This is a genomic window from Mesorhizobium sp. (genome assembly GCF_041661565.1).
In the GTDB taxonomy this organism is placed as follows: domain Bacteria; phylum Pseudomonadota; class Alphaproteobacteria; order Rhizobiales; family Rhizobiaceae; genus Mesorhizobium.
Genome location: NZ_JBAZUD010000033.1, coordinates 1 through 17,400 on the forward strand (window position 1 = coordinate 1; position 17,400 = coordinate 17,400).

Below are 17,400 nucleotides of genomic sequence, written 5' to 3' on the forward strand. Positions count from 1 at the left end.
CCGCTTTCATCGCTCACATGGGCGCCATGGCAAGAACGGAACTGTCGATCAAGGTCGGTGCGGCGATCCGCCAGGCGCGCAAGCAGCGCGGCCTGGTCATGCGCCACATTGCCGAGCACAACGACACCGACGTCGCCGCCGTCGGCAATTGGGAAACCGGCCGCAACCTGCCCAAGACCGAGAACCTGCTGAAGACCGCCGCCTTCCTGCGCGTCGATCCGGTGGCGCTGGGCCAGGGGCAGGTCGTCTTCCTCGATGATGCCGGCCCGGTGGCCGACGCCGAGATCGTCACCGACTCAGGCCCCCTGCCCGCCGGATCGATGGACATCGAGGTGCTGGGCGCCGCAGTCGGCGGCGATGACGGCGACTTCACCTTCAACGGCGAGCCGGCGGGCTACGTCCAGCGCCCCCCGGGCGTGCGCAACCTGCCGAAGGTTTTCGCGCTGCATGTGCTGTCGGATTCCATGGTGCCGCGCTACGAGCCCGGCGACCTGATCTATTGCGGCGGCCGCGACGCCGTGCCCGGCGACCATGTGGTGATCGAGATCTTTCCGGAAGAAAACGAAAAGAACGGCAAGGCCTTCATCAAGAAGCTGGTCAAGCGCACGGCGGGTGAGCTGGTGGTCGAGCAGTACAATCCACCCAAGACGCTGACCTTCAACCGCTACGCCATCAAGCATGTCTGGCGGGTGATTCCACTGAAGGAACTGCTGGGGTATTGAGGCCCTTCTCCCTTCTCCCCCTGCGGGAGAAGGTGGATCGGCGCGCCAGCGCCGAGACGGTTGAGGGGTGCTGGAAGGAATGAGGCGCAGAAGAACTCGCGCCTTTCACCTCGTTGAATCACCTCAAGATGCACCGCGTGAGACGCCGGCGTTCCCTGGAACACCCCTCATCCGTCTTGGCGCTACGCGCCAATCCACCTTCTCCCGCAAGGGGAGAAGGCAAGACCGCCCCTCCCTCCCTCAAGCCCGTCGCGCTCCCTCCGGCGACACCTCCCGATCATTCAGCATCCGCGCTTCGTTGCGAAGGCGCTGGCGGTCGTCGATGAACGCCGCCTGGATCGCGATCGTCGCGCCGGGCAGCCCTTCGGCGCGGCAGGCCGAGCAGACGATGCGGCCCGACAAGGCCGACAGCGGCGTGTTGCCGTTCACCCCGAACCGCTTCAGCTGGTCGGGACGCCACCACCGGTTGCGGCCGCAATCGCCGCACTCGACCGAGATCGAGGCGACCTGCGCGATCACTGGTTCCTTGCCCGGCAACGCCATCGCCGTCCCTGCCTTTCGTTCCTGATTTGTTCGCATATTCAGGCTTTTCATCGCCAGAGTCGAGTCGCGCTTTCCCGACTCCAGCAAAAGTTTCCCTTCTGTCAATTTTTGAGTTATGCTTCTATAAACTCAAGCATATGAGTCGGCTCCGGCCGACATCGCCGACCGGGAGCATGGATGGACGCCGCCGATTTCGCCCGCGCCTGCGGTTACAGCGGCGACAGCCCTGCCTTGCTCGAAGCCTTCGCGGCGATCCGCAACAGCGGCATAGCGCGCGCCCGGCAGGATCATGCCAGGCGCAAGGCGGTCATCGACACGCTCAAGCAGTCGGAACTGCTGTTCCTTGCGGCGATCGCTCCGGCGCTGTCGGCGGAGGAAGCCATCGAGGATGCCGCCCGTTTCATCGCCTTTTGGCGCAACATGCCGCGCTGGAGGCAGGAGCGGCGCCTGGCCGACCTGGCCAAGGCCAGGCAGCAACGCCTTGTCGCGCGATTCTTCCGTCGTTACGGCCACCGCCTCGGGGCGCTCCAGGCTGCGTGATTCACATGGGTTTGGGGCCAGCGCCGGCATAGCCTTCTCCCCTTGCGGGAGAAGGTGGATCGGCGCCCTGGCGCCGAGACGGATGAGGGGTGTTGGAAGAAATGAGACGTCAGCACTTCTTCTTTTTCAAAGCGTCTGCCAAGCTGGAACACCCCTCATCCGACCGAGCTTTGCTCGGCCACCTTCTCCCGCAAGGGGAGAAGGGATCACCCCCATGCCAAGCGCTCACCGTCTGACCCGCGACTTCAGCCAGCGGTCGAACGCCACAGCCAGGATCAGGATCAGGCCGATGACGATGCTTTGCGTGTAGGACGACACGTTGTTGAACTGCAGCCCGTTCTGCAGCACGCCGATCAGGGCAGCGCCGACCACGGTGCCGCCGACCGAGCCGATGCCGCCGAACAGCGAGGTGCCGCCAATGACCACGGCCGAAATGACCGTCAGCTCGTAGCCGATGCCGGCGACGGCCTCCGACGAGTTGAGCCGCGCCGACAGCACGAAGGCGGCGAGCCCGGCGAAGAAGCCGACGATGACATAGACCGAGACCAGGATGCGGTCGACGCGCAGGCCAGACAGCCGCGCCGCCTCGGCATTGCCGCCCACCGCATAGACGGCGCGGCCATAGCGGGTGTAGCGCAGCACGATGTGGCACAGCACCGCGGCAATGGCGAAGATGATCGCCGGCACCGGCACGGGGCCGATCAGCCCGGTGCCGAACCAGCGCATCGAGGCATCGAAGCCCGAGATGGGCCCGCCATTGGAGATGGTCAGCGTCAGCCCGCGAAACACCGTCAGCCCGCCCAGCGTGACGACGAAGGGCGGCACTTTCAGCCTGGTGATGACAAGCCCCTGCACGCCGCCGGCGGCGGCCCCCACCACCACCGCGGCCAGCAGCGCCGCGAACCAGCCATAGCCCTGCGTGCCCGAGGTCGACAGCGACAGCGTGTTGGCCGCGCCCCCCTTGGCGACGACGGCGGCGACCATGCCGCAGAAGGCCAGCAGCGAGCCGACCGAAAGGTCGATGCCGGCGGTCAGGATGACGAAGGTCATGCCCAGCGCGATCAGCCCGGTGATCGAGATCTGCCGCGTGATGTTGAACAGATTGATCGGGTCCATGAAGCTCGGCTTCAGCACGGTGAAGACGACGACCAGCGCCACCAGGAACAGCAAAGGCCCGAAACTCATCAAAAGCCGCGCGAAATTGATGCCGCCACGCTGGTTCTGTTCGCCCGCCACGCTCATCGTGCCTGCCCTTCGTACTGCGAAATGCCCTCGCCCTGCGGCTTCCTGTCGAGCGCCATCAGTTCCATCAGTCTCTCCTCGTTTGCCTCGACGCCCGGCATCTCGCCGGTGATGCGGCCGCGCCGCATGGTGACGATGCGGTCGGAGACGGCCAGCACCTCGGGCAGCTCGGACGAGATCATCATCACCGCGATGCCGCGCGCCGCCAGCTGCACCAGGATCTGGTGCACTTCCGCCTTGGCGCCGACATCGACGCCGCGCGTCGGCTCGTCGACGATCAGCACCTTGGGATCGCGCGCCAGCCAGCGCGCCAGGATCACCTTCTGCTGATTGCCGCCCGACAGGCCCTCGATCGCCTGTTCGGGCGAGGCCATGCGGATCGACAGCATCTTCCTGAAACCCGACAGCGCGTCGCGCTCGCGGCGCTCGGCCATGACGCCGAAGCCGTTGCTGAAACGGCCAAGCGAGGCGACGGAGAAATTGGGCAGGATGCCCAAAGCGGCAAAGATCGCCTGGTGCTTGCGGTCCTCCGGCACCAGGCCGATGCCGAGCGCGATGGCGTCGGCGGGCGAGGCCGGCGCGATCGGCTTGCCGTCGAGCGTGATGGTGCCGGCCGCGATGCGGTCGGCGCCGAAAATGGCGCGCGCCAGCTCCGTGCGGCCGGAGCCGACGAGCCCGGCGACGCCGAGGATCTCGCCGGCCTTGAGGTCGATGTCGACGCCGTCGAGCACGATGGCATGCGGCGCCTCGGGGTCGCGCACGGTGCGCAGGCCGCGCACCGACAGCACGACATCGCCGGCCACCGCGCGCAGCGCCGGCCGCGCATAGAGTTCGGACGCCGCGCGGCCGACCATCTTCTCGATGATCCGCGGCAATTGGATCGGCCCGCCCTCACGGTCGAGATGCCCGGCCAGGCGGCCGTCGCGCAGCACCGTCATGCGGTCGCAGATGGCGGCGGCCTCCTCCAGCCGGTGGGTGACGAACATGATGGCGACCTTGTCCTGGCGCAGCCGGTCCATGATCGACAGCAGGCGCTGCACCTCGGTCTCGGTCAGCGCCGAGGTCGGCTCGTCCATGATGATCAGCCGGCTCTTCAGCGACAGGGCGCGGGCAATCTCGACCAGTTGCTGCTCGGCCACCGACAGCGCCGAAACCGGCGTCATCGGGTCGATGGAAAGGCCGACGCGGGCGATGATGTCGCGGGACTCGCGCTCCATCCGCTTCCAGCTCACCAGCCCGAGCGGACCGGTCGGCGCACGGCCGATGAAGATGTTCTCCGCCACCGTCAGCGTCGGGATCAAGCTGAGTTCCTGGTAGATGGTGACGATGCCGAGCCGCTTGGCATCCTGCGGGCTCGCCGGCGCGTACTCGGCGCCGTCGAAGAGGATGCGCCCGCTCGACGGCGGCATGACGCCGGACAGGATCTTGAGCAGCGTCGATTTTCCCGCGCCGTTCTCGCCAAGCAGGCCGAGAATCTCGCCGGGGCGGATGTCGAGCGAGACGTCGGCCAGCGCCCTGACCCCCGAGAAATGCTTGGTGACGCCCTCGACGGCAAGCAGGACGGGCGATGGCGATGCGGCTTCAGCCAATGATTGCTTCCTCAGTGAAGTTCATCCGGGCCCCGTCAGCGCTTGCGCACCCCCCTCTGTCCTGCCGGACATCTCCCCCGCAAGGGGGGAGATTGGCTGCTGCTCTGTTTCGCCAGTTCTTCAACGCTGCAAGAAAGGCGCTAAAAATGACGCGGCTGATCTCCCCCCTTGCGGGGGAGATGTCCGGCAGGACAGAGGGGGGTGCTGTCCCGCCGGCTTCTCCAATCGGCGGCCGACCCTCGCCCTACTTCGTCTCGCTCAGCCTCTCCGCCTTGTCGAGATTGTCCTTGCCGATGACGATCGGCGTCAGCAGCACCAGTTTCTCCTTTGGCTCGGTCTTGTCCTTGGCGTAGGCGACCGCGATCTGCACGGCAGTGCGCGACTGCTGGCCGGGGAACTGCTCGACCGTGCCGGCGAGCTTGCCGTCGCGAACCGCCACCAGCGCCTCGGGAAGCGCGTCGAAGCCATAGATCTTGACGTCGGTGAAGTTGCGGGCGGCGCACGCCTCCATGGCGCCCAGCGCCATGTCGTCATTGGCGCAGATGATGGCGTCCGGCTTGCCATTGGCGGCCAGGCCGGCCTCGGTCACCGACAGCGCTTCGGCGCGGGCGAAGTTGGCGGTCTGCTCGAAGATGATCTGGTACTTGTCCTTCAGCGGATCGAGCACATTGTGCACGCCCTTGTTGCGGTCGATGGCCGGACCGGCGCCCGGCTGGCCCTGCAGGTGGAACAGCTTGGCGCCGTTGGGGAACGCCGCCACCACGGCCTGGGCTTCCGCCTCGCCGCCCTTGACATTGTCGGCGCCGACATGGGCGAGGATGCCCTCGACGCCGTCGACGCGGCGGTCGATCGTCACCACCGGCACGCCGGCCTTCACCGCTTCCTCGATCGCCGGCGCCAGCGCGTTGACGTCGAGCGGCGAGATGACGATGGCGTTGACCTTCTGCACCAGGGCCGCCTCGATGTCGGCGGTCTGCTTGGTGGCCGAGTTCTGGCCGTCGCTCTCGGTCAGGTTGACGCCTTGCGTCGCCGCTTCGGCCTTGATCTCGTTCAGCATGTGCACGAAGAACGGAAAGCCGAGATTGGGCACCGAGCCAAGGATGGTCAGCTTGTCCTGCGCAAACACCGATGGCGCGGCCAGCATCATGGCGCCGAATGCCGCGGATGACAGCAGGAATTCACGTCTGTTCATAGGATCCTCCTCCACAGAGACGCATGATCCCCAGAACCGGGATCGGCCTTGGGAAAGCATCATGCGCCGGTTCAAAGTGTTGGAGCACCCTCCATCGCCCGAATGGGCGCGCCGCTCCAGCTGATGTCAGTTGCAAAAAACGACCTCCCGCCGGCATCAGCGACGGGATGCTAACCCACGGTCAGCCGTCTACGCAACATTCAATGGGAACCGCCCGGCGAATTATCGGAATTGTCCGAGTTTTGGATATGGCCGGCCAAAAGGGGGCACGGCGGCAAGCCATGCCGGCCGCTCACTTGCCCTGGCGCTTAATCGGCGTTGCCGGCGCCTGCCGCGCTACGTCGTAGGGCCGCCAGCCATGCACCCGGTCGCGGCCCGCGGCCTTGGCGCCGTAGAGCGCTTCGTCGGCGCGCCTGAGCAGGTCGGCGATCTCGATCGGCGCCCGGCCCGGATCGAAGGTCGCCGCCCCGATGCTGACGGTGACGATGCCTTTCTCGCTTCCGGCATGCGCCAGCCCGAGGTCATGCACCTTGCGCCTGAGATTTTCCGCGATGACGAAGGCGCCGCCCGCATCGGTGTCGGGCAGGATGACGGCGAACTCCTCGCCACCGTAGCGGGCCGCCGCGTCGGCCGGCCGCCGGGCGGTCGCCTGGATGCAGCGGCTGACGGCGCGCAGGCATTCGTCGCCTTCCGGATGGCCGTAATGGTCGTTGAACCGCTTGAACCAGTCGACATCGATGAGCAGCAGCGCAAGCGGCTGGCCGGCGCGCTGGCTGCGCGAGAATTCGCGCGCCAGCGCTTCGTCGAAGGCGCGCCGCGTCAGCAGCCCGGTCAGGCCGTCGCTGTGCGCCAGGAGGTTAAGCGCCGCGTTGGCGGCCATCAATTCGGCCTGTGCCTGCTTGGCGGCGGTGATGTCGGAAAACACGCTGAGGCTGCCGCCATCGGCGGTCGGCCTGGTCCGGATGTCCAGCCAGCGCCCATCGGCCAGCCTTATCTCCCGGTTGCTCGCCGTCTTGCGCGAGCCGACGATCCCTTCGATCCACGCCTCGACCTTGTCCTCCGGCACGATCTCCTCGCCCCGCTCGACCGACTGGCGCAGGATGTCTCGGTAGTCGGCGCCGGGGACCCGCAGGTCGGCGGTGCGCGGAAACATCTGTCGGTATTGGTCGTTGCAAAGCGTAAGCTTGCCCTCGGCGTCGAACATGACCAGCCCGTCGGCCATGTGGGTCAGGGCCTCCGTCAACCGGACCCGGCTTTCGGCCAGTTCGGTCTCCAGTTGCCGGCGCGCGGTGATGTCGCGGTTATGCGTGATCAGGCCGATGATGTTGCCGGCCCGGTCGGTCAGCGGCGCCTTCAGCGTCGAAAGCCAGCCAAGGCCGCCGCCTTCATGTTCGAGCCTTTGCTCGATCGTCGACGGCACGCCGGCCTTGAGGATCGCCAGTTCGTCCTGCCTGAATTTGACGGCTGTCGCGCGCGGATAGAAATCGAAATCCGTCTTGCCGATCAGGGCCTTGGTATCGCCGGCCCGCATCAATTCCGCCGTTGCCGGATTGGCGGCGATGAAGCGGCCGTCGAGATCCTTGACGTTGAGGCAGTCGGGCAGCGCCTCGACGACCGCCTTGTAGATGCGTCGCGACTGCAAGGCGTCGATACGGCGCCGCTCCTGGTAGAGAGTAAGCCCCGAGAGCATGATCGACAGGAAGACCAGCAGCGGCGACGGCAGCGCCACGCGTGGCAGGACCGCTTGCATGACATCCCATGGCAGGGCCAGCAGCCCCAGCAGCGAAGCGGCGCCGGCTGCCGCCGCCAGCTTCAATATATCGAGGCGCTCGGGAGCACGGCCGTTCAGCGCGAGATAGCCGGCAATCCCGATGGTCGTCGCAATGCCGATCCCCACCGCGCCCGCGAACGCGCCGATGCCGCCTTCATACGAACGATAGGCGACCGCCATCAGCCCGGCCAGCACGCCCGCGAGCGGGCCGCCGAAGAAGCCGGCCAGCGTGATCATCGTGCCGCGCAGGTCGACCAGGATCCCTGGCTGCAATTGCATCGGCGTCAGCATCAGGATGACCGCGCCCACGCCCATCAGCAGGCCGAAAGCCGTCGCACGCGTCAAGGCGGCCATGCGGTCCAGCCACACATGGGTGTGGATCCAGACCGAGACGAACATCGCCACGACGGCAAGGTTTGCCAACAACTCGGACCAGGGCGACCCCATGCTACAGCGTCCTTCATGCGTCGACCATTTTCGACGCGACCCATGTGGATACCTGCAGGCAAGGAAACAAAGCGTTACGGGGCGGAATTTAATTGTTCGATTTCGGACGAAATGCGTTGTCGGACCGATTGCCGCTCTCGCCTGCCCGCTCGCAACACCTTCACATGTCGCGGCTCCGCCCTAGCTTGGACACCTGACTTCTTCCCCAAGTGGAGACTTCCATGAAGCCATATGTCATCTGCCATATGCTAGCGTCGCTCGACGGCGGCCTCCACCCCAGCCGCTTCACCACGAGCCCCGATGGCGGCAAGGCCGAGTGGTCGAGCCTCTATGAGCGGGTTCATGGTGACCTGGCGGGCGACGCCTGGATCGTCGGGCGCGTCACCATGGCCGAGATGAGCAAGGCGGGGGCGCATGCGCCGGCCCAAGCCGGCAAGGTCGACCGCCCCCATCATTTCGCGCGGCGCGACGCCGGTCCCTATGCCATCGCGCTCGATGCCTCGGGCAAGGTCCACTTTTCCAAGCCCGACATAGGCGGCGATCATGTTGTGGTTTTGCTCGGCCGCGATGTCGCCGACAGCCATTTGGCCGAGCTTGCCGCCGATGGCGTGTCCTACATCGTGGCGGAGACGGCCGAGATCGACCTCGCCGCCATGCTCGACGTGCTCGGCCGCGAACTGGGCATCCGCCGGCTGCTGCTGGAAGGCGGCGCCGGAATCAACGGCTCCTTCTTCGCAGCCGGCCTTGTCGATGAGCTCAGCCTTCTCGTCGCACCCGCGATCGATGGCCGGGCCGGCAACCAGGGCTTCGTCGAGTTCGGCGAGAGCGGCCTGGCGGGCAGGATGCAATTGTCGCTGAAGAGCTGCGAAGCGCTGGAGCATGGTCTCGTCCACCTGCGCTACGCCGTAACGGCAGCCTGACCGCCGCACGCAGGCAGCCGCCAACCCGGCTGTCCAGGATTGGCGGCTTGGCGAGGCGCTTATGCCCGGTCCTTCAAGCGTCGTAGTTCATCGCATCCAGATCGGCGATCAGCGTCGGACCGGTCGGGTGCCAGCCGAGCCGCTCCTGCGTCAGCTTGCTGGAGGCCGGCAGGTCCATCGGGGCGAACATCGCCATCCAGCCGAAATGCTCCGCCGCCTGTTCCGGAGCGATCGAAACCACCGGCAGTTTCAGGCCGCGGCCAAGCGCCTCGGCGATCGCCCGCACCTCGACACCTTCCTCGCCGACCGCGTGATAGCGCGCGCCGGGCTGGCGCTTTTCCACGGCGAGCCGGAACAGCCGCGCCGCGTCCAGCAGATGCCCCGCCGAGAAGCGGTTGCGGCCTTCGCCGACATAGGCCGAGACACCCTTCTGCCGCGCGATCTCGATCAGTGGCGTGATGAGCCCCTGCTTGACCGTGTTGTGGACCTGCGGCAGCCGCACCACCGACACGTTGACGCCGGCTTCCAGCAAGGCGTTGCCGGCCAGCTCGGAGGCGATGCGCGGATTGGGATGGCTGGGATTGAAGACATCCTCGCTGGCAAGCTCGCCATGTCCGGGGCTGCCGATGCCGACGCCGGAAGTGATCACCAGCGGCCGGTCGGAGCCGGCCAGTGCCTGGCCGAGCGCCGCGATGACACGCTTGTCCTTTTCGCAATTCTCGACAAAGCGCGAGAAATCATGGTCGAACGCCGTGTGGATGACGGCCTCCGCCTTGGCCGCGCCGTCCCGCAGGCCTTCGGGCTCTTCGAGTGTTCCCCGGTGCACTTCGGCGCCCGCCGCAGCCAGCGCTTCGGCGCCGGCATCGGAACGGGTCACGCCGACCACCTGATGGCCTGCCTGGATGAGTTCGGTGACGAGGGCCGAGCCGATGAAGCCGGTCGCGCCGGTGAGAAAGATACGCATGCAAAATCTCCTGACAGTTGCCTGCGTAATATCGTTGGTCTATTATTCCATTAAAGTAGTGACCTTATCATGGTATAATGACTAACAGGACACCCACCAGTTCCGCCGGCACACTCGCGGCATTCCTGAAAGACCGGCGCACAAGGCTCGATCCCGCCTCGTTCGGCTTTTCCGGGCGCCGCCGGACACCGGGGCTGCGCCGCGAGGAGGTGGCGCAGCGCGCCAACATCAGCCCGACCTGGTATACATGGCTGGAACAGGGCCGAGGCGGCGCGCCCTCGGCCGACGTGCTCAACCGGATCGCCAAGGGCCTGCTGCTCACCGAGCCGGAGCGCGAGCATCTCTTCATGCTGGGGCTGGGGCGCCCGCCGGAGCTCCGCTACATCAGCGCCGAAGGCGTCAGCCCCAGGCTGCAGCGCCTGCTAGACACGCTCGATGCCAGCCCCGCTCTGGTCAAGACGGCAACCTGGGACGTCGTCGCCTGGAACGATGCCGCGCGGGTCGTTTTGACCGACTACAGCACCCTGCCCGCCGGCCAGCGCAACATCCTGCGCTTCATGTTCCGCAGCCCTGTCATCCGCGCCAAGCAGCACGATTGGGAGACCCTCGCCCGGTTCGTTGTGGGGACGTTTCGGGCCGACGCGGCGCGCGCCGGCGCGGTCTCCGAGGTCGCCCAGCTGGTCGACGAACTCTGCAGCGCCAGCCCCGAATTTGCCGCGCTGTGGAAGGAAAACGACGTGCTCAGCCACGGCGACGGGACCAAGCGCCTGAAGCATCCGGAACTGGGCGACATCGAGCTGGAATATTCGTCCTTCGCCGTCGACGGCCGGCCGGACCTCGGCTTGATGGTTTATAACCCGGTCGACAGCAAGGTCGCCGACCGCATCCGCACCCTGGGCCGGAGCCTTCGCCAGCAAGGCGCTTGAACCGCCACCCGCCGAGGCGCGTCAGCCCAGACCGAGTGCGCGGGCCAGGCGCTGTCTCAGCGATCGCAGCCGGCGGCTGCGCGAGAACCTGGCGATCCGCCGCCGCACCTCGCGCATGGCATCGTCGTGGACGGCGTCGACGCTCATCGTGCCGTCGCCGAGCCGCAAGGGTGGGCCGCCGGCGGGCCGCAGGATGGTACGCAGCGCCCGCGCGTGCATCTCAGCATAGCGGCTGTAGTCAGTGCCTGGCTCCCATCCGGGCGGTCGCGACATGACGGTTGGATTGTTGTTGATCTCGAAGGTCTGCACACGCCCATCGACAATGCCGTAGTCGATGCGGCCATAGTCGATGTCGGCCAGCTCGAAAATCCGCTCCAACTGCGCGACGTGCGGGTTCTCCTCGACATAGGCTCGGTTTTCGGCACGCTCGGCCTCGCCCAGGATTGCTTCGGAAAACTTGATGTACCAGCCGCGGCTCGTGAAGCAGTGCTGCGGATAGATGGCATCGCCGACCTTGAAGGCGGAATATTTGCGAAACCGGCCGTCCGGCGCCGGCGCCGTGCCATATTCCACGATCATCAGGTCAGGGTTTCGGCGGGTGGCCTCCGGCAGGGCGGCAATGGCCGTCTCCAGAGCCTGGGCATTGTCCAGCAGGCCTGTCAGTGGCGGCTCATGCTGGTTCTCCCAACGCACGAACACGGGGAACCGCCGGATCGCCCCGCGCTCTCCCAACCGATGCACGTCGAAGTCATTCAAGCCTGCCGCCTTCAGCCGCCTCAACAGATCGAAACGGCGTGGCACCGAAGCGGGATCGTTAAGGAGCAACAGGCTGTCATCCTGCAAAGCGATCGTCTTGTGCAGTGCGGTCGCGGTCAGAAGTTCGTCCGGTGTCAGTCTCTCCAGGTCAGTGAAGATGAAGGTGCCGGGCGCGATGAGGCTGAGATCACTGAGCCGCTCGTAGGGGATGATCCGTATGAGATCGCCGAGGCCATGGTTGTAATAGCCAAGCAGCACACCAATCGTGTAAGCGTGTTGCCGACGGCAGAGATAGTAGATGGGTCCTGGGCTGCTGGTTTTCGCCATGATCAATTGGTTTTAGCGCCGGACGATCGCCCGGTTTTTGAACGCGAAACGGTTGCAAGACGATGCAAACTTCTTCTGCCGGCGAGCTGCGCGACAGCGCCTGGAACAGCGTCCGGGCCGGAGCATTCAGCGGCAATGCGAATAACCATGCAATGCATGATGAGATGCGCGGCCAGCGACCTGTTTGGAAATCCCCGTGGGGCGACGTCTACGTCACCAGATACGACCTGGTTTCCGATTGCCTGTCGGATCGCAGACTGTCGCATGTGCCGCCCGGCGGCGATGACAGGCTGGCGGATTCGGCGCTGCTCGACTGGCTGATCTACCGGGAAGGCAGCGTCCATGGCGCCATTCGCCAGGCTTTGCAGCAACCTTTCGTGGACAACGGCATGGCTGCGATTCGGGCGATGGCCGCGCAGGCCGTGGAAAAACTGGTCGTCGCGCCAGATCTGGCTGGCAGCGTCGATGTGGTCGCCGCTTTTGCGCGCGCCATACCTGAGCGCGTCATCTGCGGTCTCATTGGTGTTCCGAACAAGGACATGCCTTTGCTCCGTGACTGGTCTGCGTCGGTCAGCACCATCCTCGATACCGGCTACGACGATGCATTTGGTACAAAGCCAAACGCGGTCGACGAGATGTCCGCCTACTTCATCGATCATTTGCGCGGTCTGCTCGCACATGGGCTCATGCCGCCGCTGCTTGGAGGATTGCCGGCGCTGGTTGAAACGTTGGGATTGACGACCGCTGGGCGCAACATCGCCCTGCTTGCGTTCGCCGGCCACGAGACCACGGTCCATTTGATCGGCAACATGTTGTTTCATCTCGCCAACCAACCGGCCTTGTGGTCGGCCCTGCGCGCCGATCGCCGGCTCGTGCCGGGCGCGGTGGCCGAAACCCTGCGCCTGGAAAGCCCGGTGCAGAAAATTTGCCGTTGGCCGCTCGAACGCATGTCCATCGGCGATTGTGAGGTGGAAAGGGACGAATCCATCGTGTTGCATGTCGGCGCGGCCAATCGCGATCCGGACCGGTTCGCCGATCCATCACGATTCGACCTCCACCGCGGGAGCAGGCAGAACCTTGCCTTTGGCCGTGGCGCCCATGTCTGCATTGGCCGAGCTCTGGCCGAGATGGAAGGCACGATGGTGCTGAATGCCGCTCTCGATCGCTGGACCACCATCGAGCCGGTTGCCGCGATCTGGGCGGACAATTCCTCGATGCGCGGGTTGAAGGCGCTGACCCTTCGCCTGGTGCCTTGATCCCGCACGTCGCGGCATCGATCAAGGCCCATCTCCGAGCCCCTCGGCAAAGCTGACGGCGCCGTAGCGTTTCAAGTTGCCGGTATCGAACTCAGCCAGGCAGGCCAGTTCGACACCTCTGAAATACTCGGGGTTGGCCCTGAGGAAAAAGGCGGCAAACCTGTTGCGGGAAGCGGTTTCTGCAACATCAGCCCATTCCTGTCGAAGGTGCCCCTGCGATGGGCCGAAATCGACCAGGCCCGTTACTGCGTCGAAAAAGCGACCGTAGCGGGCCGTTGCTATCACGTCGCGGATGGTCAGAAGGTCGGTCGAACCTGGGCCGTTGTCGATGGCCGGAACGAACTCTCGGAAGAAGTTGGGCAGGATGCGGAACGTCCTGTGCCCGCCGATGATGCAGAACCAGAACAGGCGGCCCTCGATGCTGGCCTTGGCTTCGCCGGCCGCCCGGAAAAAGCCCCGCAGCAGCACGGGATCACCCCAGCGCGCGGAATGAAGGACGGTGTCGCCGGAGAAGAGGTAATGGACCGTCTCCGAGCCAATCTTCATCTGCCGCACAACGTAGGTCGAGAAGCCTATGATCCTGCCCGAATGATGGATGATGACAACGGCATCCTTTTCAGACAGATCCCTTTCGAACGTGTCACGCGTGGTCGCGTCGTAGTAGCGTTCGTGAAGTGAAAACATCTCTTCGCGGTCGCGCCCGTCGAGATTGCGGATCGGCGTGATGGTGGATTGCACACCGTCGGCTGCTTGCGTCCCAGGTTTCACCAGTCGCTTCGTCCTCCCCAAACCCCGTTCGTCGACATATTGGCGATAGTGATATATTTCAAGCTGATTTCCCCGGGTGCGGCGCACCCGCAATGCAGTATCGGGCCTTATATCCCGGACTCTGCTCCTGAATACCCGAAGACGCGGCGAAGGGAGCGGCATCTCCAGTTCACTGTCCAGACTTCAGACGTCTTCAGCGCTTTCTTGTGGCTGCCGACACTAAGTGTTGAAACCGGCGCCTCCGACAGATCGGTGCGATAGGAACGCCATACTCGGTGAACCAGGATCTCCTTGATACTTGGCCTGACGGGGGAATCGTTGGTGAGTACAGCTGCCCCCGGCGCCAGGTCGAAACGCCGCCAGACGGCCTCGAGTGCCTTCTCCGAATTGGCAGCCGCCTCTTCATAGCGCACGAAGACGATTCGGTGCCTGAGTTGCTCGTCGCGAAGCTGCGCGCGGAAGACAGCCAGGTAGGATCGGTTGTAGGTCCTCGCCAGGCTCGAAACATCGCGCCGCGTCGCGGGCGTATCGCGGCCAAGTTTCAGCTGTTTTTCGCCGACCTTGAGGATCGAGGCGATCACATCCTTCGGCTCGCGGACGGACACCGCGAATTTGGCTTCCGGCAGCAGAGCCGCCACCAGTGGTATCATCGGCGATATCTCGACCGTTCGAACCACAAGACATGCGGGCTTGCCCGAGCTGAGCCAGGCATCGGTCAGACGCTCCCTCACAAACTGGCTCGTTGCCGCCAGGAGATGATCCCGCGAGCTGAAATAGTCTGTCGCGAAAGCGCTGTCGCTGTTCATGTAGGACCGGGAAAGCAACAGGAAATCGGCAATGTAGCGCGCTGGCGCCACGCGCTCGCCGGTATCCGGTGACGTCGAGATAAGCCGATGCAACAACGAAGTCCCGCTGCGCATGCAGCCTGTGACAAAAATCAGTTTGAAGGGAAGCGGTGAAGAGATCATGGGTCCATTGTCAAAAGTAATTTGATTCTATGCTGAAATCGTACTGGGCTGGTGCGGACTCTCTAAGGTCGGTTGCATCCTTCCACGTCCTTGCGAACACAACTCGGAATTCATTGGTTTGGAAATTCACGGAAAAACTGATCCGCCACAGCATGGCTAAACGACCACACACAGGCAAGCAAGCCACCATCAAGCCACCGGCCGTCAGCCTCAACAGGGCCTTGTCGAAGCTTGGCCTGTGCTCGCGCACGCAGGCCGAATTGCTGATCGCCGAGGGGCGCGTGCGCGTCGGCGGCAAGGTGGTGCGCGACGCGGCGCTGCGCGTCGATCCCGACCGCGACCGCATCGTCGTCGACGACCGGCCGGTGGTTGCCGAGCGCAAGGTCTACCTGATGCTCAACAAGCCGCGCGGGCTGGTCACCACCCGCGACGACCCGCAGCAACGCGACACCGTCTATGCCTGCCTGGAAGGGCTCGACCTGCCCTTCGTCTCGCCGGTCGGCCGGCTCGACAAGGCGAGCGAGGGCCTGCTGCTGATGACCAACGACACCCGTTTCGCCAACCGCCTGCTGGACCCGGCCTCGCATCTGCCCAAGACCTATCACGTGCAGGTCGGCACGGTGCCCGACGCGGCGACGCTGGAAAAATTGCGCTCCGGCGCGACCATCGACGGCGAGACGCTGACGTCAAATGCGATCGAACTCCTGCGCAGCGGCGGTCGCACCGCCTGGCTGGAGATCGTGCTGGACGAGGGCCGCAACCGCCACATCCGCCGGCTGCTGGCGGCGCACGACATCGACGTGCTGCGCCTCATCCGCATCGCCATCGGCGGCCTGCCGCTCGGCGACCTCGCCAAGGGTTCGGCAAGGCACCTGACGCCAGAGGAACTGGCGCTGCTGGCCTGAGCATCGATGTTCCCCGGGGGCCCGATCCGGCCGCGGCCATATTCTCCATTGCCTTCCACGACCCACTGTTTCACCCACCGATCGAACCTCCTGACAGGAAGCTGTCAGGAGCCCTCGCCTATGGTTCGATCGGGGCGCGGTCCCGTCAATTGGGGGTAAACTGAAATGAATTTCGTCTCCGTCCGCATCATCACGTCGGACGTCCAGCGCCTCGTCCGTTTTTACGGCGAGATCACCGGCATGCCGGTCACAAGCTACACCGAGGATTTCGCCGAACTGGCGACGCCCGCCTGCACGCTGGCGATCGGCAGCACGCGCACCCTGCAGCTGTTCGGCGGCGACATCGCCCGGGCGGCCGACAACCACACCGCCATCATCGAGTTCCGTGTCGGGGACGTTGATGCCGAATTCGCCAGGCTGTCGGACCTGCTCGGGGATGCAACGGTGCAGAAGCCGACGACCATGCCCTGGGGCAACCGCTCGCTGCTGTTTCGCGATCCCGACGGCAACCTGGTGAATTTCTTCACGCCGGTGAGCGCCGAGGCCATCAGGAAGTTCGACAAATAGGGGCGGTGTAGGCTTTCAGACCATGCCGCGCCGGACATATGGCATTGGCCGTAGCCCCCCGCATTCGTCATCCTAGGGCGAAGCAGCCGCGGAGCGGCGTCGCGCAGACCCTAGGATGACGAACGCAAGGAGGCGCCCCGCCCGGAGCGGAGACGCCCCACCCGGAACCCGCGCTCCCCACCCCTACTTCTGGTTCCATCGGCGCACGACCGGCTCGCCGAGGTCGTGCTCGTAACCGAGCACGCTGATGCTGGCCGTATTCAGCACGAACAGCGCGCCGCCTTCCGGCGGCAGTCCGATCCAGCGCGCCGCCAGAACGCGCAGGAAATGCGCGCTGGAAAACACCAGCATGTCGGCATTGGCCGCACGCAATCCGGCGATGATCGCGTCGGCGCGGGCGCCGACATCGGTGACCGCCTCGCCTTTCGGGCAGCCATCGCGAAACACGCTCCAGCCGGGCCGTTCGGCCAGGATCTGTTTTGTCGTCAGCCCCTCATAGGCGCCATAGTCCCATTCCTGGAGCTCGTCCTTCTTCACGCTTTGCGCGCCGAATCCCGCCAGCACGCTGGTGTCGTAGGCGCGTCGCGACGGGCTCGACCACACTGCCGAGAAGGACAGGCCCTTCAGCCGCTCCGCCAGGCCACGCGCCGCCGCCTCGCCGGCCGGCGTCAGCGGCATGTCGGTGCGGCCGGTATGCTGCCCTGATAGGCTCCATGCCGTCTCGCCATGCCGGACCAGATGGATTTGTGAATGCGCGTTGCTCATGCCGGTGCCCCTCGAAGTCGGCGGTACCTTAGAGGACGATCCCGCAAAGGGGAATCCGCCGGATGCGAAAGTCCGCCGCGCGGAGCGTGGGAGCCGCCCGGTGCGCGTTCGGGCCACCACCTTGAATGACCTTGATCCACGTCAAGGTGGCCCTGTGACGGACCCACTAGCGCGACTATATCAACGAGAGCCCAACGGGGCTCCCGCCACCGCAAGGCCATTCACCTTGCAC

The 17,400-nt window shown here is 65.3% G+C and carries 17 protein-coding genes; 7 read left to right on the forward strand and 10 right to left on the reverse strand.

The window, feature by feature from the left end:
* Nucleotides 1-17 precede the first annotated feature (17 nt).
* Complete coding sequence (locus tag WC739_RS08410; RefSeq protein ID WP_372952606.1) at nt 18-722, forward strand: XRE family transcriptional regulator; 705 nt, start codon at nt 18-20, stop codon at nt 720-722.
* A 240-nt stretch (nt 723-962) separates the two neighbouring features.
* On the opposite strand, the gene WC739_RS08415 is transcribed toward WC739_RS08410, so the two are convergent.
* Entirely contained in the window at nt 963-1,265 is a 303-nt protein-coding gene (locus WC739_RS08415) for a hypothetical protein (RefSeq protein WP_372952565.1), read from the reverse strand.
* 177 nt (nt 1,266-1,442) lie between these two features.
* On the opposite strand from WC739_RS08415, the gene WC739_RS08420 reads away from it, so the two are divergent.
* Nucleotides 1,443-1,805, forward strand: a complete 363-nt coding sequence (locus WC739_RS08420) for a hypothetical protein (protein WP_372952566.1) — start codon at nt 1,443-1,445, stop codon at nt 1,803-1,805.
* Between the two features lie 225 nt (nt 1,806-2,030).
* Here WC739_RS08420 and WC739_RS08425 read toward each other — a convergent pair whose 3' ends face one another.
* The 4 genes from WC739_RS08425 to WC739_RS08440 form a co-directional block, all read right to left on the reverse strand.
* The gene (locus WC739_RS08425; RefSeq protein WP_372952567.1) at nt 2,031-3,047 is read right to left on the reverse strand and encodes an ABC transporter permease; all 1,017 of its coding nucleotides are present in this window, start codon (nt 3,045-3,047) and stop codon (nt 2,031-2,033) included.
* Nucleotides 3,044-4,636: a sugar ABC transporter ATP-binding protein gene (locus WC739_RS08430; protein WP_372952568.1), complete on the reverse strand. Its 1,593-nt coding sequence runs from the start codon at nt 4,634-4,636 to the stop codon at nt 3,044-3,046. Before WC739_RS08430 ends, WC739_RS08425 begins: the two co-directional genes overlap by 4 nt.
* Nucleotides 4,637-4,880: 244 nt before the next feature.
* Complete coding sequence (locus tag WC739_RS08435; RefSeq protein ID WP_372952569.1) at nt 4,881-5,828, reverse strand: substrate-binding domain-containing protein; 948 nt, start codon at nt 5,826-5,828, stop codon at nt 4,881-4,883.
* Between the two features lie 292 nt (nt 5,829-6,120).
* On the reverse strand, nt 6,121-8,046 hold the full coding sequence (locus WC739_RS08440) for a diguanylate cyclase (RefSeq protein WP_372952570.1): 1,926 nt from the start codon (nt 8,044-8,046) through the stop codon (nt 6,121-6,123).
* Nucleotides 8,047-8,267: 221 nt separating this feature from the next.
* Between WC739_RS08440 and WC739_RS08445 the strand changes: the two genes are divergently transcribed.
* Nucleotides 8,268-8,966, forward strand: a complete 699-nt coding sequence (locus WC739_RS08445; RefSeq protein ID WP_372952571.1) for a RibD family protein — start codon at nt 8,268-8,270, stop codon at nt 8,964-8,966.
* 73 nt (nt 8,967-9,039) lie between these two features.
* On the opposite strand, the gene WC739_RS08450 is transcribed toward WC739_RS08445, so the two are convergent.
* A complete protein-coding gene (locus WC739_RS08450) occupies nt 9,040-9,930 on the reverse strand; it encodes an SDR family oxidoreductase (RefSeq protein WP_372952572.1) in 891 nt (296 codons plus the stop codon).
* Nucleotides 9,931-10,007: 77 nt separating this feature from the next.
* Between WC739_RS08450 and WC739_RS08455 the strand changes: the two genes are divergently transcribed.
* A complete protein-coding gene (locus WC739_RS08455) occupies nt 10,008-10,856 on the forward strand; it encodes a helix-turn-helix transcriptional regulator (RefSeq protein ID WP_372952573.1) in 849 nt (282 codons plus the stop codon).
* A gap of 21 nt (nt 10,857-10,877) precedes the next feature.
* Here the strand turns inward: WC739_RS08455 and WC739_RS08460 are convergent, their stop codons facing one another.
* On the reverse strand, nt 10,878-11,939 hold the full coding sequence (locus WC739_RS08460) for a hypothetical protein (protein ID WP_372952574.1): 1,062 nt from the start codon (nt 11,937-11,939) through the stop codon (nt 10,878-10,880).
* Nucleotides 11,940-12,316: 377 nt separating this feature from the next.
* On the opposite strand from WC739_RS08460, the gene WC739_RS08465 reads away from it, so the two are divergent.
* Nucleotides 12,317-13,195 carry a cytochrome P450 gene (locus tag WC739_RS08465; protein ID WP_372952575.1) on the forward strand — a complete coding sequence of 293 codons (879 nt, stop codon included), beginning with the start codon at nt 12,317-12,319 and terminating at the stop codon, nt 13,193-13,195.
* Between the two features lie 21 nt (nt 13,196-13,216).
* Here WC739_RS08465 and WC739_RS08470 read toward each other — a convergent pair whose 3' ends face one another.
* On the reverse strand, nt 13,217-14,056 hold the full coding sequence (locus WC739_RS08470; protein ID WP_372952576.1) for a hypothetical protein: 840 nt from the start codon (nt 14,054-14,056) through the stop codon (nt 13,217-13,219).
* 14 nt (nt 14,057-14,070) lie between these two features.
* Nucleotides 14,071-14,931, reverse strand: a complete 861-nt coding sequence (locus WC739_RS08475; RefSeq protein ID WP_372952577.1) for a sulfotransferase — start codon at nt 14,929-14,931, stop codon at nt 14,071-14,073.
* A gap of 152 nt (nt 14,932-15,083) precedes the next feature.
* Between WC739_RS08475 and WC739_RS08480 the strand changes: the two genes are divergently transcribed.
* Nucleotides 15,084-15,836 (forward strand): pseudouridine synthase, encoded by a 753-nt coding sequence (locus WC739_RS08480; protein ID WP_372952578.1) that lies wholly within the window; start codon nt 15,084-15,086, stop codon nt 15,834-15,836.
* A 165-nt stretch (nt 15,837-16,001) separates the two neighbouring features.
* Nucleotides 16,002-16,403: a VOC family protein gene (locus WC739_RS08485; protein WP_372952579.1), complete on the forward strand. Its 402-nt coding sequence runs from the start codon at nt 16,002-16,004 to the stop codon at nt 16,401-16,403.
* Between the two features lie 183 nt (nt 16,404-16,586).
* Here the strand turns inward: WC739_RS08485 and WC739_RS08490 are convergent, their stop codons facing one another.
* Entirely contained in the window at nt 16,587-17,168 is a 582-nt protein-coding gene (locus WC739_RS08490; RefSeq protein WP_372952580.1) for a histidine phosphatase family protein, read from the reverse strand.
* Nucleotides 17,169-17,400 lie beyond the last annotated feature (232 nt).